At 41.0% G+C, this 17,360-nt stretch carries 16 protein-coding genes; 3 read left to right on the plus strand and 13 right to left on the minus strand.

What is annotated here, in order from left to right; translation table 11 throughout:
- Positions 1-452 precede the first annotated feature (452 nt).
- The 5 genes from lepA to rpoE form a co-directional block, all read right to left on the minus strand.
- Positions 453-2,243: a translation elongation factor 4 gene (gene lepA / locus AAEY94_RS10135; protein WP_101086349.1), complete on the minus strand. Its 1,791-nt coding sequence runs from the start codon at positions 2,241-2,243 to the stop codon at positions 453-455.
- Between the two features lie 417 nt (positions 2,244-2,660).
- Positions 2,661-3,131: a SoxR reducing system RseC family protein gene (locus AAEY94_RS10140; RefSeq protein WP_192114455.1), complete on the minus strand. Its 471-nt coding sequence runs from the start codon at positions 3,129-3,131 to the stop codon at positions 2,661-2,663.
- 199 nt (positions 3,132-3,330) lie between these two features.
- A complete protein-coding gene (locus AAEY94_RS10145; protein WP_192114400.1) occupies positions 3,331-4,263 on the minus strand; it encodes a MucB/RseB C-terminal domain-containing protein in 933 nt (310 codons plus the stop codon).
- Positions 4,264-4,303: 40 nt separating this feature from the next.
- Positions 4,304-4,921 carry a sigma-E factor negative regulatory protein gene (locus tag AAEY94_RS10150; protein WP_162023688.1) on the minus strand — a complete coding sequence of 206 codons (618 nt, stop codon included), beginning with the start codon at positions 4,919-4,921 and terminating at the stop codon, positions 4,304-4,306.
- A 26-nt stretch (positions 4,922-4,947) separates the two neighbouring features.
- Positions 4,948-5,526 carry an RNA polymerase sigma factor RpoE gene (gene rpoE, locus AAEY94_RS10155; RefSeq protein ID WP_011638383.1) on the minus strand — a complete coding sequence of 193 codons (579 nt, stop codon included), beginning with the start codon at positions 5,524-5,526 and terminating at the stop codon, positions 4,948-4,950.
- A 234-nt stretch (positions 5,527-5,760) separates the two neighbouring features.
- Between rpoE and nadB the strand changes: the two genes are divergently transcribed.
- The gene (gene nadB / locus AAEY94_RS10160) at positions 5,761-7,377 is read left to right on the plus strand and encodes an L-aspartate oxidase (RefSeq protein WP_101086345.1); all 1,617 of its coding nucleotides are present in this window, start codon (positions 5,761-5,763) and stop codon (positions 7,375-7,377) included.
- Between the two features lie 30 nt (positions 7,378-7,407).
- On the opposite strand, the gene AAEY94_RS10165 is transcribed toward nadB, so the two are convergent.
- From AAEY94_RS10165 to nhaA, 5 genes are all read right to left on the minus strand, one after another.
- Positions 7,408-7,881, minus strand: coding sequence for a protein YgfX (locus AAEY94_RS10165; RefSeq protein WP_101086344.1), 474 nt, complete (start codon positions 7,879-7,881; stop codon positions 7,408-7,410).
- A complete protein-coding gene (locus tag AAEY94_RS10170; protein WP_101086343.1) occupies positions 7,862-8,110 on the minus strand; it encodes an FAD assembly factor SdhE in 249 nt (82 codons plus the stop codon). Before AAEY94_RS10170 ends, AAEY94_RS10165 begins: the two co-directional genes overlap by 20 nt.
- Before the next feature lie 29 nt (positions 8,111-8,139).
- Positions 8,140-9,063, minus strand: coding sequence for a transcriptional activator NhaR (gene nhaR / locus AAEY94_RS10175; RefSeq protein WP_101087191.1), 924 nt, complete (start codon positions 9,061-9,063; stop codon positions 8,140-8,142).
- Between the two features lie 184 nt (positions 9,064-9,247).
- Complete coding sequence (locus tag AAEY94_RS10180; protein ID WP_101086342.1) at positions 9,248-9,634, minus strand: hypothetical protein; 387 nt, start codon at positions 9,632-9,634, stop codon at positions 9,248-9,250.
- Positions 9,631-10,806 carry a Na+/H+ antiporter NhaA gene (gene nhaA / locus AAEY94_RS10185; RefSeq protein ID WP_101086341.1) on the minus strand — a complete coding sequence of 392 codons (1,176 nt, stop codon included), beginning with the start codon at positions 10,804-10,806 and terminating at the stop codon, positions 9,631-9,633. The genes AAEY94_RS10180 and nhaA overlap by 4 nt, the downstream gene beginning before the upstream one ends.
- 216 nt (positions 10,807-11,022) lie before the next feature.
- Here nhaA and AAEY94_RS10190 point away from each other — a divergent pair, with 216 nt between their 5' ends.
- Positions 11,023-11,874, plus strand: a complete 852-nt coding sequence (locus tag AAEY94_RS10190; protein ID WP_101086340.1) for a thymidylate synthase — start codon at positions 11,023-11,025, stop codon at positions 11,872-11,874.
- Between the two features lie 81 nt (positions 11,875-11,955).
- On the opposite strand, the gene AAEY94_RS10195 is transcribed toward AAEY94_RS10190, so the two are convergent.
- The 3 genes from AAEY94_RS10195 to rppH all read right to left on the minus strand — a co-directional run bounded on the left by AAEY94_RS10195 (position 11,956) and on the right by rppH (position 15,627).
- Complete coding sequence (locus AAEY94_RS10195) at positions 11,956-12,756, minus strand: sulfite exporter TauE/SafE family protein (RefSeq protein ID WP_101086339.1); 801 nt, start codon at positions 12,754-12,756, stop codon at positions 11,956-11,958.
- Between the two features lie 87 nt (positions 12,757-12,843).
- Complete coding sequence (gene ptsP, locus AAEY94_RS10200) at positions 12,844-15,084, minus strand: phosphoenolpyruvate--protein phosphotransferase (protein ID WP_162023690.1); 2,241 nt, start codon at positions 15,082-15,084, stop codon at positions 12,844-12,846.
- Positions 15,085-15,108: 24 nt separating this feature from the next.
- On the minus strand, positions 15,109-15,627 hold the full coding sequence (gene rppH / locus AAEY94_RS10205) for an RNA pyrophosphohydrolase (protein WP_011638393.1): 519 nt from the start codon (positions 15,625-15,627) through the stop codon (positions 15,109-15,111).
- A 762-nt stretch (positions 15,628-16,389) separates the two neighbouring features.
- Between rppH and mutH the strand changes: the two genes are divergently transcribed.
- The gene (mutH, locus tag AAEY94_RS10210) at positions 16,390-17,058 is read left to right on the plus strand and encodes a DNA mismatch repair endonuclease MutH (RefSeq protein ID WP_350978681.1); all 669 of its coding nucleotides are present in this window, start codon (positions 16,390-16,392) and stop codon (positions 17,056-17,058) included.
- The last annotated feature ends 302 nt before the right edge of the window (positions 17,059-17,360 follow it).

Raw genomic sequence — 17,360 nt, forward strand, 5'->3', positions numbered from 1 at the left:
CCTGCTAGGTGTGTTGGATCCATATGGCTTGAGCAAAGGCTCAGAATAACTCAATCCAGTATGGTGATTAACGAATAAACATTCACCCAGTTGAGTGTTACAAAATATATAGTAAAAATAACGATAACGCCGCAATACGCGGCGTTTAGTGTCGGTTAATCTTTCAAGGTTGTTTTGGCAGCGAATTGTTGGTCATTTATACAAGGCAGAGGCTTTGTAGTGTAGTTATTCTACATAAAAAGCCGATAACGCAGTAAAAATGGCCAACAAACGCTGCCCGAAGGGTTCGGCTAAAAACGTTTTACTCTTTGTTGAGTGATTCTTTGTGAATCAAGTGGTGCTTAGATTACTAGGCAGCAATCCACTCGCCTCGATTAAAACGTTTTTATCTCGAACAAAATTTAACCAGCAAAGATCAACAGGCACTAGCAAACTAAAACAATTAATTATAATTAATCGTTAAGTTTCAATACCGCTAAGAATGCCTCTTGTGGCACTTCAACGTTACCGACTTGCTTCATGCGTTTTTTACCTTCTTTCTGCTTGTTAAGTAGTTTCTTCTTACGTGAAACGTCACCACCATAACACTTAGCGGTTACATCTTTACGTAATGCTTTAATACTTGAACGAGCAATAATCTGACTACCAACAGCAGCCTGAATAGCAATATCAAACATTTGGCGAGGGATCAGTTCTTTCATCTTTTCAACCAATGCCAAACCACGATGACGAATATTACTGCGATGAATAATCATCGCTAATGCATCAACTCTGTCGCCATTGATTAAAATGTCCAGTCGCACCATATCTGCAGGATCAAAACGAATAAAGTTATACTCTAATGACGCATAACCACGACTCGTTGACTTAAGACGGTCAAAGAAATCCATGACCACTTCAGCCATCGGCAAATGATAAGTCACGGCCACTTGATTACCGTGATAAACCATATTGGTTTGCGAACCGCGCTTTTCAATACACAAGGTAATCACGTTACCTAAGTATTCTTTTGGCACTAATATATTGGCTTCAACAATCGGTTCACGAATTTCTTCGATATTATTCAGCGCAGGTAGGCCTGAAGGATTATCGACATAAATCGTTTCACCATTGTTCATGATAACTTCGTACACCACTGTGGGTGCCGTCGTGATCAAATCTAGATTATATTCGCGCTCTAAACGCTCCTGGACAATCTCCATGTGCAGAAGGCCGAGAAAACCTATACGGAAACCAAAACCTAACGCTGATGAAGTTTCAGGTTCAAAAAACAGTGATGCATCATTCAAACTTAATTTATTTAACGCATCACGGAAGCTTTCATATTCATCGGTAGAAATTGGGAATACACCGGCATAAACCTGAGGCTTAACACGTTTAAAGCCTGGAAGAGGTTTGTCCGCGCCATTTTTTGCATGGGTCAAGGTATCACCTACTGGCGCACCGTGAATTTCTTTAATACCAGAAATCACATAACCCACTTCACCTGCACGAAGCTCTGTTTTGTCTTTTTCTTTTGGGGTAAAAATGCCTACGCGATCGGCGTTATAGTTTTGTCCAGTGGACATCACTTTAAATTTTTCACCTTTCTTAAGTATGCCATTCTTAATACGTACTAAAGAAACAACACCAAGGTATGCATCAAACCATGAGTCAATAATCAACGCTTGTAAAGGCGCAGACTCATCGCCCACTGGCGGAGGAATTTTTGCGATAATTTCCTCTAGTACTAAATCAACGCCAACACCTGTCTTTGCTGAACAACGCACAGCATCCATGGCATCAATGCCAACGATATCTTCAATCTCTGCTGCTACACGGTCTGGTTCAGCCTGAGGTAAGTCAATTTTATTTAATACAGGAACTACATCTAAATTCATTTCTAGTGCGGTATAGCAGTTTGCTAATGTCTGAGCTTCTACGCCTTGACCAGCATCAACTACTAATAGTGCACCTTCACATGCAGCCAAAGAACGTGATACTTCATAAGAGAAGTCAACGTGGCCTGGTGTATCAATGAAGTTGAGTAGATAAGTGTTACCATCTTTTGCATGGTAATCTAAGGTGACACTTTGGGCTTTGATCGTAATGCCACGCTCACGTTCTAGATCCATTGAATCTAAAACCTGTGCAGCCATTTCACGGTCAGTTAAGCCGCCACATACCTGAATCAGGCGATCGGATAAAGTTGATTTACCATGGTCGATATGGGCAATAATCGAGAAGTTTCTAATGTGTTTCATTATGCTGCAATGACTACTACTAAAATGATGAAAATTAAGGTGGCAAATTGTACCTGATTGGGGGGGTAATACCAATCAGATTAAACAATAGTATCCATTTTGGGGCGATTATTAACCATTACAGGAGGTTTTCGAGGCTCTGTACACACATTTTCAGGTTAAAAGAGATGGTTAAACATGTTACACGGCATCATAGGTCATCAGCATAAATGTGGAAAATATTCACTAACCTGAATTCGGGATAAGAGATGAGAATATGATTATAAAGATCATAAACTTAGAAGTTAACCATTATCAAAATTGTCATTTTTTACTAACAAGGCCAATTGACGCGCGTATATCTGGCCTATTGCAAGTTCATTCAACGCAGTTAGTAAAACAAAGGGCGAGCAGTTTGTTATCCCGAGATCAGGCTAACTAATGACTGGCACTGATAATGCCCACTTCTTGGCCTAAATAGGTAATGATAACGGGTGTGGCGTGAGCCTCTAGTTCAGTGGCGAAGTGCTTACCAATAAACCAGGCAACCAATGCGCCTAATGCACCAAAAGCCATAGCAAAACCATTGGTACTCAATCCTATTCCAGCAGCCAGCATATGCCCTATCATTGCCGATAAAAACAACCCAATTAACGGCAATAAATACACCAATGCAGCCGCTTTAATGATGACGCTTTCAGGTAAACCTATTTTAAGCAAATCACCGCTATGGCAAGGTCTTTCACTCGGTAATGAAAAACGTTGTGTATGAACCGAAAAAGCTTTAGCGATCGTCGATGTGCCACAATTTTCACTGCTGGCACAATGGTTACATGCACTTTTTAATTCAACCTCAACAGTTACCCAGCCTTGTTGATAATCAACCACGCGGGCAATTTCTTCCATCATAGTGGATGTGGATGACTCGGACATGTGGCTATTCATTTAATCAGCTCAAACCATAAATAAGGATTCAATTTTAGCACAATGCCGCTCATTGGCTAAGCAAGTTTACCGCTAAGCTATATCATTTCTAATTTGCCACTAGAAACACGAAAGCCGTGACACAAAATATTGTTGTCACGGCTTGCTTGTTAACGAGCATTGTTTATTTTAATACTAAACTATTGGCTATCCTGTCTAACGTTTCAGAAGGAACCTTACCGATAGCTACAACCTCAAGCGTACCCACTTTAACAACTACCATAGATAAACCATTACGAATAAGCAGTTCATTGGGCATCGGATTTTCTCCCGCTCGCGCGACATAAACAGAAATATTGGCTAATCCATCCGTTAACGCCACATATTCAACTGGCTCGTGAATACCTATCAAGCGATGATGATCGCGAACAACCACATCAAATCCTTCTGGTAACCAAGTAAATTGCCAGTTTTTACCATCCGTGCGTTCCGCTTGGTTCATCACTGCTGGCCACTCTTGCTTTGCGGCTTCAATTAAAATGTTCGCAGGTTCGGTTAATTCAATCAGCTCAATGACCATGGTTTGTTCAAGTAATTGTTTTTCTTTATTGAGGGAGTCAAAACGTAATGGCAAATAAGTGTCCATATCAATCCACACTTGAGCATCATAACGATTGTCATCATTGGCGAGTAAACGGATCATTTGCCCAGGGCGTCCAGCAATACGTCCGCGGCCACCTTTTACAAACTGATAGCCTTTTTCAAGCTGGCTTAAATCTCCCGCTAAAGCTGCTGGCCAAATTCCCTGAATACGAGGCGCTACCACACTGTAAGCCGGTTGGTCATGTTCTATAAACGTAACCGTATTACCCACTCGCACTGCATTTTTCGGCGGACCATTAAGGTATTCAAGTAAAGCGACTTCTTTATTATCGACAATGCCATGAATGTAAACAAGCGGACGGATATGGTCGGCTTGTAGCTGAATAATAGAGGTTTTGTATTGTTTATCGTGCATTGCTTGGCTCATATTCTTAAGCCAAGCTTTAGCAGATAAATCTTCTTCAGCGTGTGTTGGAAAGGTTAACACTAACAGTGCTAGCAGGATAAGGCGCAAGCTAACTCCTAACATGGTAAGACAAGGTTCTGCCGGCGGATTATGGATTTACCGCGGCATCTTGCACGCTATTATCATCAACAGCAACACCTGGATTCAAGCGTTGTTGTAACATGTGATCTTGGATATAAGCATTAATACGGCGACGCTGTTCTATAACTTGCTCATTAGAATAGCTTTGTTGATTTTGTACCGCACCAGTCTGATAGCTTACCGGTGACACACTCCCCACTAAAGGACGAGTCATTAATACCGGTAACGGTGACTCTGCATCACTGGTTTGGTTATAATTTTGCACCCCAACAATGGCCACCATAGCAACTGTTGCTGCAATAGCATATTGGCCAAACTGTTTGAAAAATGGCACCACGTTTGAACCCACTGCAACTTGCTGTGGAGTGCTAATTGGCTCGACTAATTCACTTTGCTTGACTTGAGGCATAATAATTGTCGGTTCAAGCTCAATTGCTGCAGTGATGCTAGCAAAAAGGTCTAAGTCAATGGCTGTCGGCAACTCGCCGCGCATTGCATCGCCTATCATGTGATAGCGTTGCCATTCATCATGTGAATCAACGTCGGCAGAAAGCTGCGCCAATGTTTTATCATCGGCTTCACCATCAACTGCTGCAGATACCCACTCTTGACTTGATTTAAGCATTATTCACCTATCTAAGGTTAAGGCTGTTACTTTTCCAGCAAAGGCTGGAGCTGTTTGTCGATTGCTTCTCGAGCACGAAAGATACGCGATCTTACCGTGCCAACAGGGCAATCCATTATATTAGCAATATCTTCATAACTCATTCCTTCTAGCTCTCTGAGCGATATTGCCATTTTTAACTCTTCAGGCAGAGTGTCGAGCGTATCAAAGATCACTTTACTCATTTGATCTTTCATTAATAATCGCTCTGGTGATGCAAACTCTTTTAACGCATCACTGCCTTCATAATATTCTGCATCTTCTATATCAACATCGTTTGCAGGTGCTCTGCGCCCTTGCGATGTAAGATGGTTTTTTGCGGTGTTTACCGCAATACGATACAACCAAGTATAAAATGCACTTTCACCACGAAAATTTGCTAACGCTCTATACGCTTTAATAAAGGCTTCTTGTGTCACATCCGCTACATCCGCTTGATTGCGTACATACCTAGAAATCAAACTCATCACTTTATTTTGATACTTCAGCACTAACAGGTTAAATGCATTTTTATCGCCTTGCTGTACTCGCTCAACTAATTGTTGATCACTATATTGTCCACTCATCCGAGCCGACTACTCCTAAATCTGTAATACTGATTTCTCAGTCGCTCGAATCCTGTTCATATAAGTAGACCTACTGATATGAAGAAAGTTCGATATTGAATTAAAAAAAATTAATTTATTTTACATATAAACAAAATATCTAAGCAAAATCACAATAAAATACGCTGTAAAAGTACCCTGTCGTAGTAATTTGATTTACTATGATCAAACCACATAGCCACACCATGATACCTGATGAAACAAGCAGTTGAACACCAATCTGACATTTTGGTCATCGGCAGCGGTGCTGCAGGACTAACTTTAGCACTACATCTTGCTGAAAAATCAAAAGTAATTCTTCTTTCTAAAGGCCCATTATCAGAAGGGTCAACATTATACGCTCAAGGTGGAATCGCCTCTGTTTTCGATGAAGGCGACACAATTGAGTCCCACGTCAACGATACCTTAATCGCTGGCGCCGGATTATGCGATAAATCAGTTGTGACCTACACCGCAGAAAATGCCAAAAGTGCAATGCAATGGTTAATTAATTGTGGCGTGGCATTTGATAAAGAAGAAACCTTAGCTGGAGTCGATAATAGTACAGCCCCCTACCACCTAACCCGTGAAGGAGGACATAGCCATCGTCGTATTCTGCATTCTGCCGATGCTACCGGTAAAGCAGTACAAACTACATTACAAGAACGTGCAATCGCTCACCCAAACATACAAGTGCTTGAACGTTACAATGCGATTGATTTAATCACCACGCGTAAATTGCATCGACCGGGTAACCGCGTGCTTGGTGCTTATGTGTGGAATCGCGATGAGGAACATGTAGAAACCGTCAGAGCCAAATTTGTTGCGTTAGCAACTGGCGGCAGCTCAAAAGTGTACCAATACACCTCGAATCCTGATATTGCCAGTGGCGATGGTATTGCAATGGCATGGCGCGCAGGTTGTCGAATTGCCAATATGGAATTTAATCAATTCCATCCAACGTGTTTATTTCACCCTAATGCCAGAAACTTCTTGTTAACGGAAGCATTACGCGGTGAAGGAGCTTATTTACGTCGTCCTGATGGCAGCCGTTTTATGCCCGATTTCGACGAAAGAGCTGAACTCGCTCCTCGCGATATTGTTGCTCGCGCCATTGATTATGAAATGAAGCGTTTAGGTGTTGATTGTGTGTATTTAGATATCAGCCATAAACCTGCTGACTTTATCATTAAACACTTTCCAACCATTTATCAACGTTGTCTTGAATTGGGTATTGATATCACCAAAGACCCAATTCCAGCGGTTCCAGCGGCACACTATACATGTGGTGGTGTGATGACTGACCTTCATGGTCAAACCGATATTAATGGCTTATATGCTATTGGCGAAGTGGCTTACACAGGCTTACATGGCGCTAATAGACTGGCGAGCAATTCACTACTGGAGTGTTTAGTCTTTGCCCGTGCGGCCTCACAAGATATTGAAGGTTTGTTGCATAAAATACCGATGCCTTGCCCAATACCTTTATGGGACGAGAGCAAAGTAACTAACTCTGATGAAGAAGTCGTTATTGCCCATAATTGGCACGAACTGCGCCTATTTATGTGGGATTACGTCGGTATTGTCAGAACAGATAAACGATTAGAACGAGCACTACGAAGATGTTTGATGCTTCAACAAGAGATTGAAGAGTACTATTCAAACTTCCGTGTCAGTAACAATTTATTAGAGCTGCGTAATTTGGTGCAAGTTGCAGAATTAATTATTCGATGTGCAATGGAACGTAAAGAAAGTCGAGGCCTTCATTATAATATTGATTATCCTGAACAAATCGACAATCCTAAACCAACCATTTTACAACCGAGCAGTTAAACGCTGTCAACGTCACTCAACTTCACATCATTAATGGCTTAATAATAGACGACACAGATTACGATATGCTGTGTCGTCTAACATATCACTCCATACCAGCAATACTCTGTTCTCGCCCGTTTGAAGATGTTGTAAATAAATAATGCACATTAATGGACTAATAAACGGTTTTTTAGTGAGTGTTATTTTATTGAGACTTCCATTTTCACCTTGCAATAATGTACCAGCCCCCTTGTCACCTAAAGTAAGCAAACAACGCCAACTAGATACTCTGCGCCAGCTGTAAAAAAAAATGAAGATAATGGTAACGAATAACAACATTTGAATGGCGTGGTATATCAAGGAAGGATAATAAGGCCAAGCTAAAAAGCTCGTTAATACAACAGCAAACGATACCACTAAGGCACCACGCTGCAAAAATGAAGCACTCAATGCAAATTGTTGCATATGAGTGCTAGTACTGACCAATACATCAACAGGCGGGTTAAGGTGCTGCTCTTCCACGGACTTTGACTATCATATTGGCGAACAATGGATCTGAACATTGTTCATGGCCCATAAACCAAGCAAATAGCTCCGGATCTTCACACTCTAATAAACGAATAAAAGTGTTTTTATCATCATCGCTCATGGCTTCGTATTGGGCTTCGACAAAGGGTTGAAACAATATATCTAATTCTAACATCCCGCGACGGCATGCCCAGCGTACACGAGCTATATTCATTAATTCCAACACAAATCTCCTGATGTCTATATCACAAGCTAGCTTATACGGTTTTCAAAATCTTGTACTTGTAGATCTCGTCCTGCAAATAAATCACTAAAATCCGTTGCCAGTAATGATTTTACCGCCGGATGTTGGATCATTCGCTCAGCGAACATCACATGGTACTCTTCTTTAATATCGGTGGTTTCACCAAGTAACACCATACCTTGAGAGAGTATATCATGACGATAAATAGACGGTGCGACAAAAATTCCCTGATTAAAATAGCCGAATGCTTTCATCATTTCGGCATCGTCAAATTCACCCAAGATACTAACATTAAGACTTTTTTCAGCAAACCAACCGTGTAACTGTTGTCCTAATGATGTCCGCTTACCCGGTATGAGTAATTTACGCTGCTCAAGACAAGCGGGAAAAGGGACTGGAATCGCTTCAGCCGAGAAGAAACTGACACCACATTCACCAAGCTTTTTCGATAAAATTTCAGGGAATTTCAACGAGCCGCCAGCGCAATCAGATAAAATCATGTCAAGCTTATGCTCACGTAAACGCTCAATAAGGCTATCGTGAGTTGATTCATAACACGCCAAATGAACCGAACCATCATCTGGAATAACAGTTAACAACACTCTACTCACTAAAGCTTTAGATAAAGCATCGGCAATACCTACCTCAAACAGCAGTGAATCATCTTTTTGATAATTAAGTATATCGAGCATTTCATAGCTCAAGCTAAACATTTTATCGGCATAACGAAATACTAATTCGCCCAACTCTGTAGCAACTAAGTTACGACCGACACGCTTAAATAACGTGCCTTTTAATCGCTCTTCTAATGCACGAATTTGCCCCGTTATGGTTTGCGGGGCCAAACACAATGCTTCAGCCGCTTTAGTCACTGAGCCTTTTTTTTGTACCATCCAAAAATAATATAAATGGTTATAATTTAAATGCTGCATATCAATCATTAACCTAACAAAATTTACTCACACTACTATAGCAAATAAACCGCTACTTCTATTGCTCATTAATCTATACCAATCAACGACAATATTAGTTCACCATAGATAGTTCACCATATTGATTAGCCAAGATTAGTCATAAAAAAACGCAGCCAAATGGCTGCGTTAAGTAAAGACGTAGTTACTGACTCCGTCGGCAATCCATCAAACTAGTGATCACTGACTCAAGCTCATCACTGTTATTGACATTGTTCAACGACACCTGCTCTGTGAGTGCTGATACAATTTCAGATTTCACCGGTATATGACTAGCGCAATAATTCAAATTCGCCGATTGATAACGTTTTCCTGCTCGGTATTTTAGTGCTCTTGACTCGTAATCGTTAGGATCTATTCTTTTCTTTGCCAAATCATCACGATACATTAGTGCACCATCTACCACACCTTCTAGATAACTTTGGCAAGTCGGTGAATCAGATGATTCTAAACAAACATTAAATGATTCAGCCGATACAGGAATAACAAAACTGGTCAGTAGTATTCCAAAGGTTAATTTATTCAATTTCATGATTTTACTCCATTTTCAGGCAGTACCTTGGCCAACCAAAAGTAGCCAATCACAGCCGCAAATAACGATCCTGTTAAAATACCTAGTCTTGCATAATCACCAAATGCAGCGGGTGAGTTCTCAAATGCTAACGAAGCAATAAACACCGACATGGTAAAGCCGATACCACACATAACAGCAACCGGTATGATATGCCTCCAACCAATCCCAGGTGGTAGTTCAGCTAACTTAAGTTTTACTGCTAAATAACTAAATAACAGCACCCCGATCGGCTTACCCAACAACAGACCCATGATGATACCTAGGGTGATAGGTTCAGCAAATGTATCAAATGACATATTAGTTAATGACAGACCAGCGTTGGCAAAAGCAAATACCGGCAGGATCATAAAGGTGCTCCAAGGGTGCAACTTATGCTCTAAATGCTCAGATGGCGAGGAACCATCTTTTGCTCTAAGTGGAATACAAAATGCAATAATCACTCCGGCCAATGTCGCATGTACTCCAGACTTCAATACAGCAACCCAAAGAATAAAACCGAGTAAACCGTAAGGCAGAATTGAACTGACTCCTTTCCTGTTCAGTGCGACCATCAGCACGATCGATACCGCGGCAATAACCAAACTAAGCATTGATAAATCAGTGCTGTAAAACAGAGCAATAATAACAATGACTCCTAGATCGTCAATAATTGCCAGTGCTAACAAAAACACTTTTAACGCCACGGGCACACGACTACCGAGCAGTGCCATAATACCTAGCGCAAAGGCGATATCAGTAGCAGCAGGAATAGCCCATCCGATCTGAGTTTCTGGGTTTGAGTAATTAAATGCTAAGTAAAATAATGCCGGAAACACCATGCCACCAATCGCAGCAAAGCTGGGCAATGATGCCTTAGCTACGCTCGATAGCGCACCTTCAAGTAATTCACGCTTTACTTCTAAACCGATTAATAAAAAGAATAATGCCATCAAGCCATCATTGATCCACAGTAAAAGCGGCTTATCGATATCAAGATCACCTACTCTAAGCTGCACTTCGGTGCCTAAGAAATCTTGATATACACCCGCTAACGGTGAATTGGCTAAAATCATCGCCAATGCGACGGCAACGATTAATAAAATGCCACCCGCAGACTCTTGGCTTAAGAAGTTCTTAATTGCTCGTTCCATATAACACTCCTAAAAAAACAATGGGATCAGTCTATCTGATATGTTCAAACAATAATAATCGATTGTTTCTTGATGTTAACTCGGCTTAACCGAGGTGTCGATCGTAAAGTTAGCTCTAAAAGTAAAAATAATTAATTGAACCTGCATTTCATTTGGCAATGATTTGCCGGCCTTGATTAGGTATAATCGATAAAAGCAAAAAAGGAATTGGGACCAATGAAACAGTATTTAGACCTGTGTAAACGCATTGTCGAAGAAGGCGAATGGGTTAATAATGCACGAACAAACAAAAAGTGCCTAACTGTCATTAATGCCGACTTAGTTTATGATGTTGGTAACAATCAATTCCCTTTGGTGACCACACGTAAAAGCTTCTGGAAGTCTGCCATAGCGGAGATCCTCGGTTATTTACGTGGCTACCAAAATGCGGCCGATTTTAGGGCATTAGGCACTAAAACATGGGACGCTAACGCCAATGAAAACCAAGCATGGCTAGATAACCCAAACCGTAAAGGGCCCGATGATATGGGACTGATATACGGAGCGTTAGGGCGTGCATTTCCAAAGCCTGATGGTGGCCATGTCGATTTACTGCAACAAATCGTCGATGATCTCAGTAACGGTATAGATAATCGTGGTGAAATTTTAACCTTCTTGCACCCTGGCGCATTTGACTTAGGCTGCTTACGGCCATGTATGTACGAGCACCATTTTTCATTACTCGGTGATACTTTATACCTTAACAGCACACAACGCAGTTGTGATGTTCCACTAGGGTTAAACTTTAATATGGTACAAGTATATGTATTGCTTGCGTTAATGGCTCAGATTACTGGCCATAAACCGGGTAAGGCATACCATAAGATAGTCAATGCTCATATTTACGAAGATCAACTCGAACCAATGCGAGATGTTCAGCTCGCGCGTGAACCCTTTGCATCGCCTAAGTTAATCATCAATCCAAAGATTAAAACCCTAAAAGACATCGAAACCTGGGTAACCTTGGATGACTTTAGCGTTGAAGACTATCAACATCACGATGCGATTAAGTATCCTTTCGCTGTGTAATAGCTGTTAGGTTAACTAAAAACGCCTTTGTTCAACTACTTGAACAAAGGCGTTTTTGTAATCATTTAGAACAATTTAGAATTAACTTAATAGTAGTTTTAGCCCTACCACAACAAGCAAACAAGCAAATATTTTTTTCAATACTGGTGTCGGCCAAGAACTCGCCGCTTTTACGCCAATAGGCGCACACAACATGGAACTAATGATAATGCCGATTAATGCCGGCAAATAAATAAACCCAACCGAGCCCTCGGGTAAATTGGGTACATCGAAACCTGCGATAATATAACCAATGGTACCGGATACTGCGATAAGCATCCCGGTTGCCGACGAAAACCCAACAGCTTGACGCATTTGCAAACCGCAATAACTTAAAAATGGCACCAGCAGAACCCCGCCACCAATGCCCATTAAACCAGCAATTAACGCTATCGCTGTCGATATCACCAGTAACACGGCAAAATTTGGCATACTGCCACCCGTTTTGACTTTAAACGGAAATGCCATTTGTACAGCCATTAACACCACAAAAATAGCAAAAGCCTGTTGCAAATCATCTGATGCAATTTGCTCAGACACAAAAGCTGATGCTAACGACCCTATTACAATACCCGGAAATATAGGCTTAAATAGCTCCCAAGGTATATTTCCACGTTTGTGATGCGCGGTGGCTGATGACATAGACGTTAAAATAATCGATGCCAGTGACGTAGCGATAGCGACATGAGTAATTTGGGTTGAACTGATACCTACTGAAGGTAAAATATACAATAGCGCAGGTACGATAATTAACCCACCACCAATACCTAACAGCCCAGCCAAAAAACCCACGACAGAACCTAAAACAAGGCAAATTAAAAATACCTGCAGTAAACTATCCACGATGACATCCTTAAAATGACGCTTGATTATGTTACGAACCACTAGGAAAATCATTTAAGGTTTTCCGAAGCAGATTCAATCGTACTGCTAATCGATGTTGATTAAATCTAAAAGGTTATGTTTTCGCAAGAAACTGGCTAACAAGCCGCGAACCTGGTTTCCATTTGACTGTTGTAAAATAGATCCTAATAACTCAGTGAGCTCTTGCTTTGATACACGCCTGAGTAAAAAATTGATTCTGGCTAAGCTGCCTTGGTTCATACTAAGTTTGTTATAGCCCATTGCGACTAAAAGCAGTGCACCATAAGGTTCACCCGCAAGTTCACCACAAACACTCACATCTAAATCATACAATTTACACTCATCGACAGCTCGTTTAAGTGCCCTAAGAATACCTGGATGATAACTATCAAATAACGAACTCACACTCGGATTATTACGATCGACGGCCAGTAAATATTGCGTTAAATCGTTACTGCCCACCGACACGAAGTCGACCCGTTTTGCCACATCTTGCAATTGATACAACAATGCAGGAACTTCAAGCATAACGCCGACCTTCGGCCTCACTAAAATAGTCTTTAGTTCTTGGCTTAGTTCGGTAAACGCTTGCTCTAAATATTTTAATGTTTGATCTATCTCATCCAGATTACTCACCATTGGTAGTAATATTTGTAATTGATTGCCGTTTCCAGCAGCTTGCAGCATCGCGCGCAATTGCACTAAAAACAACTCAGGATGATCAAGCGATAAACGAATGCCACGCCAACCTAAAAACGGATTGTCTTCTTTAATTGGAAAATACGGTAACGGTTTGTCGCCGCCAACATCCAATGTACGCATCACAACAGGTCTATCACCAGCGGCACTCAATACCTGACGATATACATTGATTTGTTCACTTTCGCTCGGAAAGCGTTGATGGAGCATAAAGGGAATTTCAGTTCGATACAGCCCAATACCATCTGCGCATTCAGCAATTTCAGAAGCGATACCACTCAATAAACCTGCATTTAAATACAAATGGATCCGCTGACCATCTGTAGTCACTGATGGTAGGTTTAATTCGGCAGAAAATTGCTTTTGCTTTTCAACATCGGCATCAATCAGTAATTGGTACTCTTCAATCACTGCTGGCGATGGCGATACCAATAGCTGGCCACGATTCGCATTGAGGACTAATAGTTTTTGATCGATGTCGATTGATAACACATCATCAACGCCAACAATGGCAGGTACACCCAAAGCACGCGCTAAAATAGCCGCATGAGCATTAACCCCACCACGTTCAGTGACAATACCAGCGAGTTTTTGCCGTGGAAACTCAGCCAATAAAGTGGCATCCACTTCTTTAGCGACTAAAATAACCGGTTTATCCGGCTCTAACTCTAATCGACCGGGCTCAATAAGCTGTCGAAGTAGTTTTTGCCCAAGCTCACGAATATCACTGGCGCGCTCTTTTAGATATGGATCTTCCATTTCTAAAAACTGTTTGATATAGCGCAATGACACTCGGCTTACCGCAGACTCAGCCTGCCAGCCTAAAGCGACTTCACGGGCATATTCACCACCAAGGCTAGAGTCGTCTAGCAATAATTGAAATGCGGTAAAGATAGAGGCCACATCAGCAGACTTTTCACGCTCAAAACGTTGCGATATAGACGACAACATGTCTTTACAACGCTGCATGGCCAACTTTAAGCGCTGAATTTCAACATCTATATCGAAGCAGCTGACCTCGGGTTGTTCCAGAGAAATAACACCGCCTAATACCAGGCCATGAGCAATCGCAATACCACTTGATGCATTAACACCACTGAAAACCACTTGCTGTTGCACATTAGTAACAGCCGCTTTGTGTTTCAAGCTGCGCACAACCACCGCCAACTGAGCGGCTAAGGTCATTAAAAATGCTTCTTCACTTTCACTGAACTGACGGGCTTCTGGCTGTTGCACCACAATAACGCCCACAACCTGTTTTTGAAAAATAATCGGCACAGCCAAAAATGCACGATATTCTTCTTCTTCAGCTTCGGGAAATAATTTAAAACGAGGATGAATACGGGCATCGGCAAGATTAACGGCTTCTTCACGCTCAGCAACTAAGCCTACTAAACCTTGCGATAATGGCATGCTCACTCGGCCAACGGCAGATTGCTGTAAACCTTCGGTAGCGGATAACACTAGATGTTGTTGTTCAAGGATATAAATAGAACAGCAATGGGTAGCCATCGCTAATCGAGTTTGTGACACTAATATATTTAATGCACTTTCAAGGCTGCTGGCTCTGGCAACAGCTTGAGTGATATCCCTGAGCATATTTAACACTGTTTCAATCCTCTTTGAAATCAGTTAACTCCGTTGTTTGCTTCGTTTTTTACTAAACTCGCGCGTTTGCAGCGCTAATGTCGTCGATGCGAACTCTTTCATTACCTTTCTATATACGTCGCGCTTAAAAGACACAACCTGACGAACAGGATACCAATAACTCACCCAACGCCAATCATCAAACTCAGGATGACCAGAAGAATTCAAGTTAATAGTATTATCGTGACCTTTCAATTGTAGTAAAAACCATTTCTGTTTTTGGCCAATGCAAACAGGTTTGCTTTCTTGGCGTACCAAACGCTTGGGTAACCGATAACGTAACCAAGATCGAGTGGATGTTAAAATTTGAACATGCTCAGGTCTGAGTCCCACTTCTTCGTAAAGTTCGCGATACATGGCTTCTTCTACTGATTCGCCATCATCTAACCCACCTTGTGGAAACTGCCATGAATGTTGACCAAAACGTCTGGCCCACATAACTTGTCCAAATTTATTACAGATAATGATGCCCACATTTGCGCGAAAGCCGTCGCTATCAATCACATGGACTCCAAAAATAACAAATTTTATATCGTCTGATTGTTTCACAAAGCATGCCTATCGGCAAACCTCTATTTACTGTGGATAATTGAATAACAATGTTAATAAATCAAAATTATCAACAATTAAACCAAGCTACCCTGTGGATTATCCACAAAATCTGTGGATATCTCTGTTCGAAACTTTGCTAAAGCTTGATAACAGGCTAAAATTTAGTTGCACCCTTTCTAAGGTAAACTGCTTTTTATTATAAAATACTGCAATATAATTAGTAACTTAAAAAAAATTATAAATTAACATTATAGCAAATCGCCGCTATCGTACAAAAAACAAACAACACCAATTAAGATAGCCAATCACTCATTTAGCAACTTAAGTTATACACAAATAACAAGGCTTATTTTAAATTAAACCCGCTAAAAAGCTGTTTTATTGCGTTGACTTGGTGTTTTTAATCAGTTAAAGACAGGTTTTATTACACTTATCCATTAAATCTGTGGATAAGTATGTGTGAAATGTAGGGGAAAAACGAGTGTAACTCGGGACAAGTATAATATAAAAACAACCACAACCTAAAAAGAACTTTTAAAACAACCGATTACAAAGGAATTCAATCAAATAACTTTAATCAACTAAAACATGGTCGTTTTTCAACCACATCGCAAATAACTAACTAAACTTGTTCTCGACGAATATTACTTGATAACATAGCCTGTTGATTTTGATCGTCTATTCATTCTTTTTTCCAGAGGAAAATACTCATCCATGGCTAAATCATCGCCATTAGATATAAGCGAATTAATGCAAAGAGCGCACAATATGGCTGGCATTCGTTTAGCTGATATTGCGGCCGATAATGACATCATTGTACCAGCCGATTTACGCCGAGATAAAGGTTGGGTAGGCCAACTGATTGAATCTGAATTAGGCGCGCTGGCAGGATCAAAGCCTGAACAAGACTTTTTACATTTAGGAATTGAACTCAAAACGATCCCGATTGATCGCAAAGGCAAACCGCTTGAGACCACTTATGTCACCGTGGCACCGCTGACAAAAATTCAGGGTATGACTTGGGAAAACAGTTTGGTTTATCATAAATTGCAGAGAGTGTTATGGGTTCCTATTGAAGGCGAACGTAGTATCCCAGTCGGTGATCGTCGTATAGGCACCCCCATATTGTGGCAACCGAATACGGCACAAGCCAGACAGTTGCAACAAGATTGGGAAGAGATAATGGAGTTAATTGCACTAGGTCAAGTTGATAAAATTACTGCACGTCATGGTGAAGTACTGCAATTACGTCCAAAAGCAGCTAATAGCAAAATACTCACCGAAAGCATCGCCGAAGACGGCAGCATTCAGTTATCTAATCCCAGAGGCTTTTACCTTAAAATTGATTTTACTCAACAGATATTAACCAATGCCTTTTCATAATCTGCCGTTGTTACATTGCTTGCTATCTAGGGTCTGTTGATCATTAACATCAATTTTTCAGTGGTACGTGGCAATGTTTTACAAAGCAGAGCTTACGACATCTCGTGATACAACATGAGTAAGCGATAACACACAGAAAAAAGCCAAAAATGCAGCTCAAACGAACCAGCTAAAAGGTGTTTTTAATCTTTATCGAATAAATTGGTTACAAACCGTTAGCCTAATTGGATACTTCGTCTCTAATATTTATGCCGCTTTGTTAAATAAATAACAAGCCGTTTATCTCGAACAAATTTCAGCCA

This window comes from Shewanella sp. AC34-MNA-CIBAN-0136 (genome assembly GCF_040309945.1).
In the GTDB taxonomy this organism is placed as follows: domain Bacteria; phylum Pseudomonadota; class Gammaproteobacteria; order Enterobacterales; family Shewanellaceae; genus Shewanella.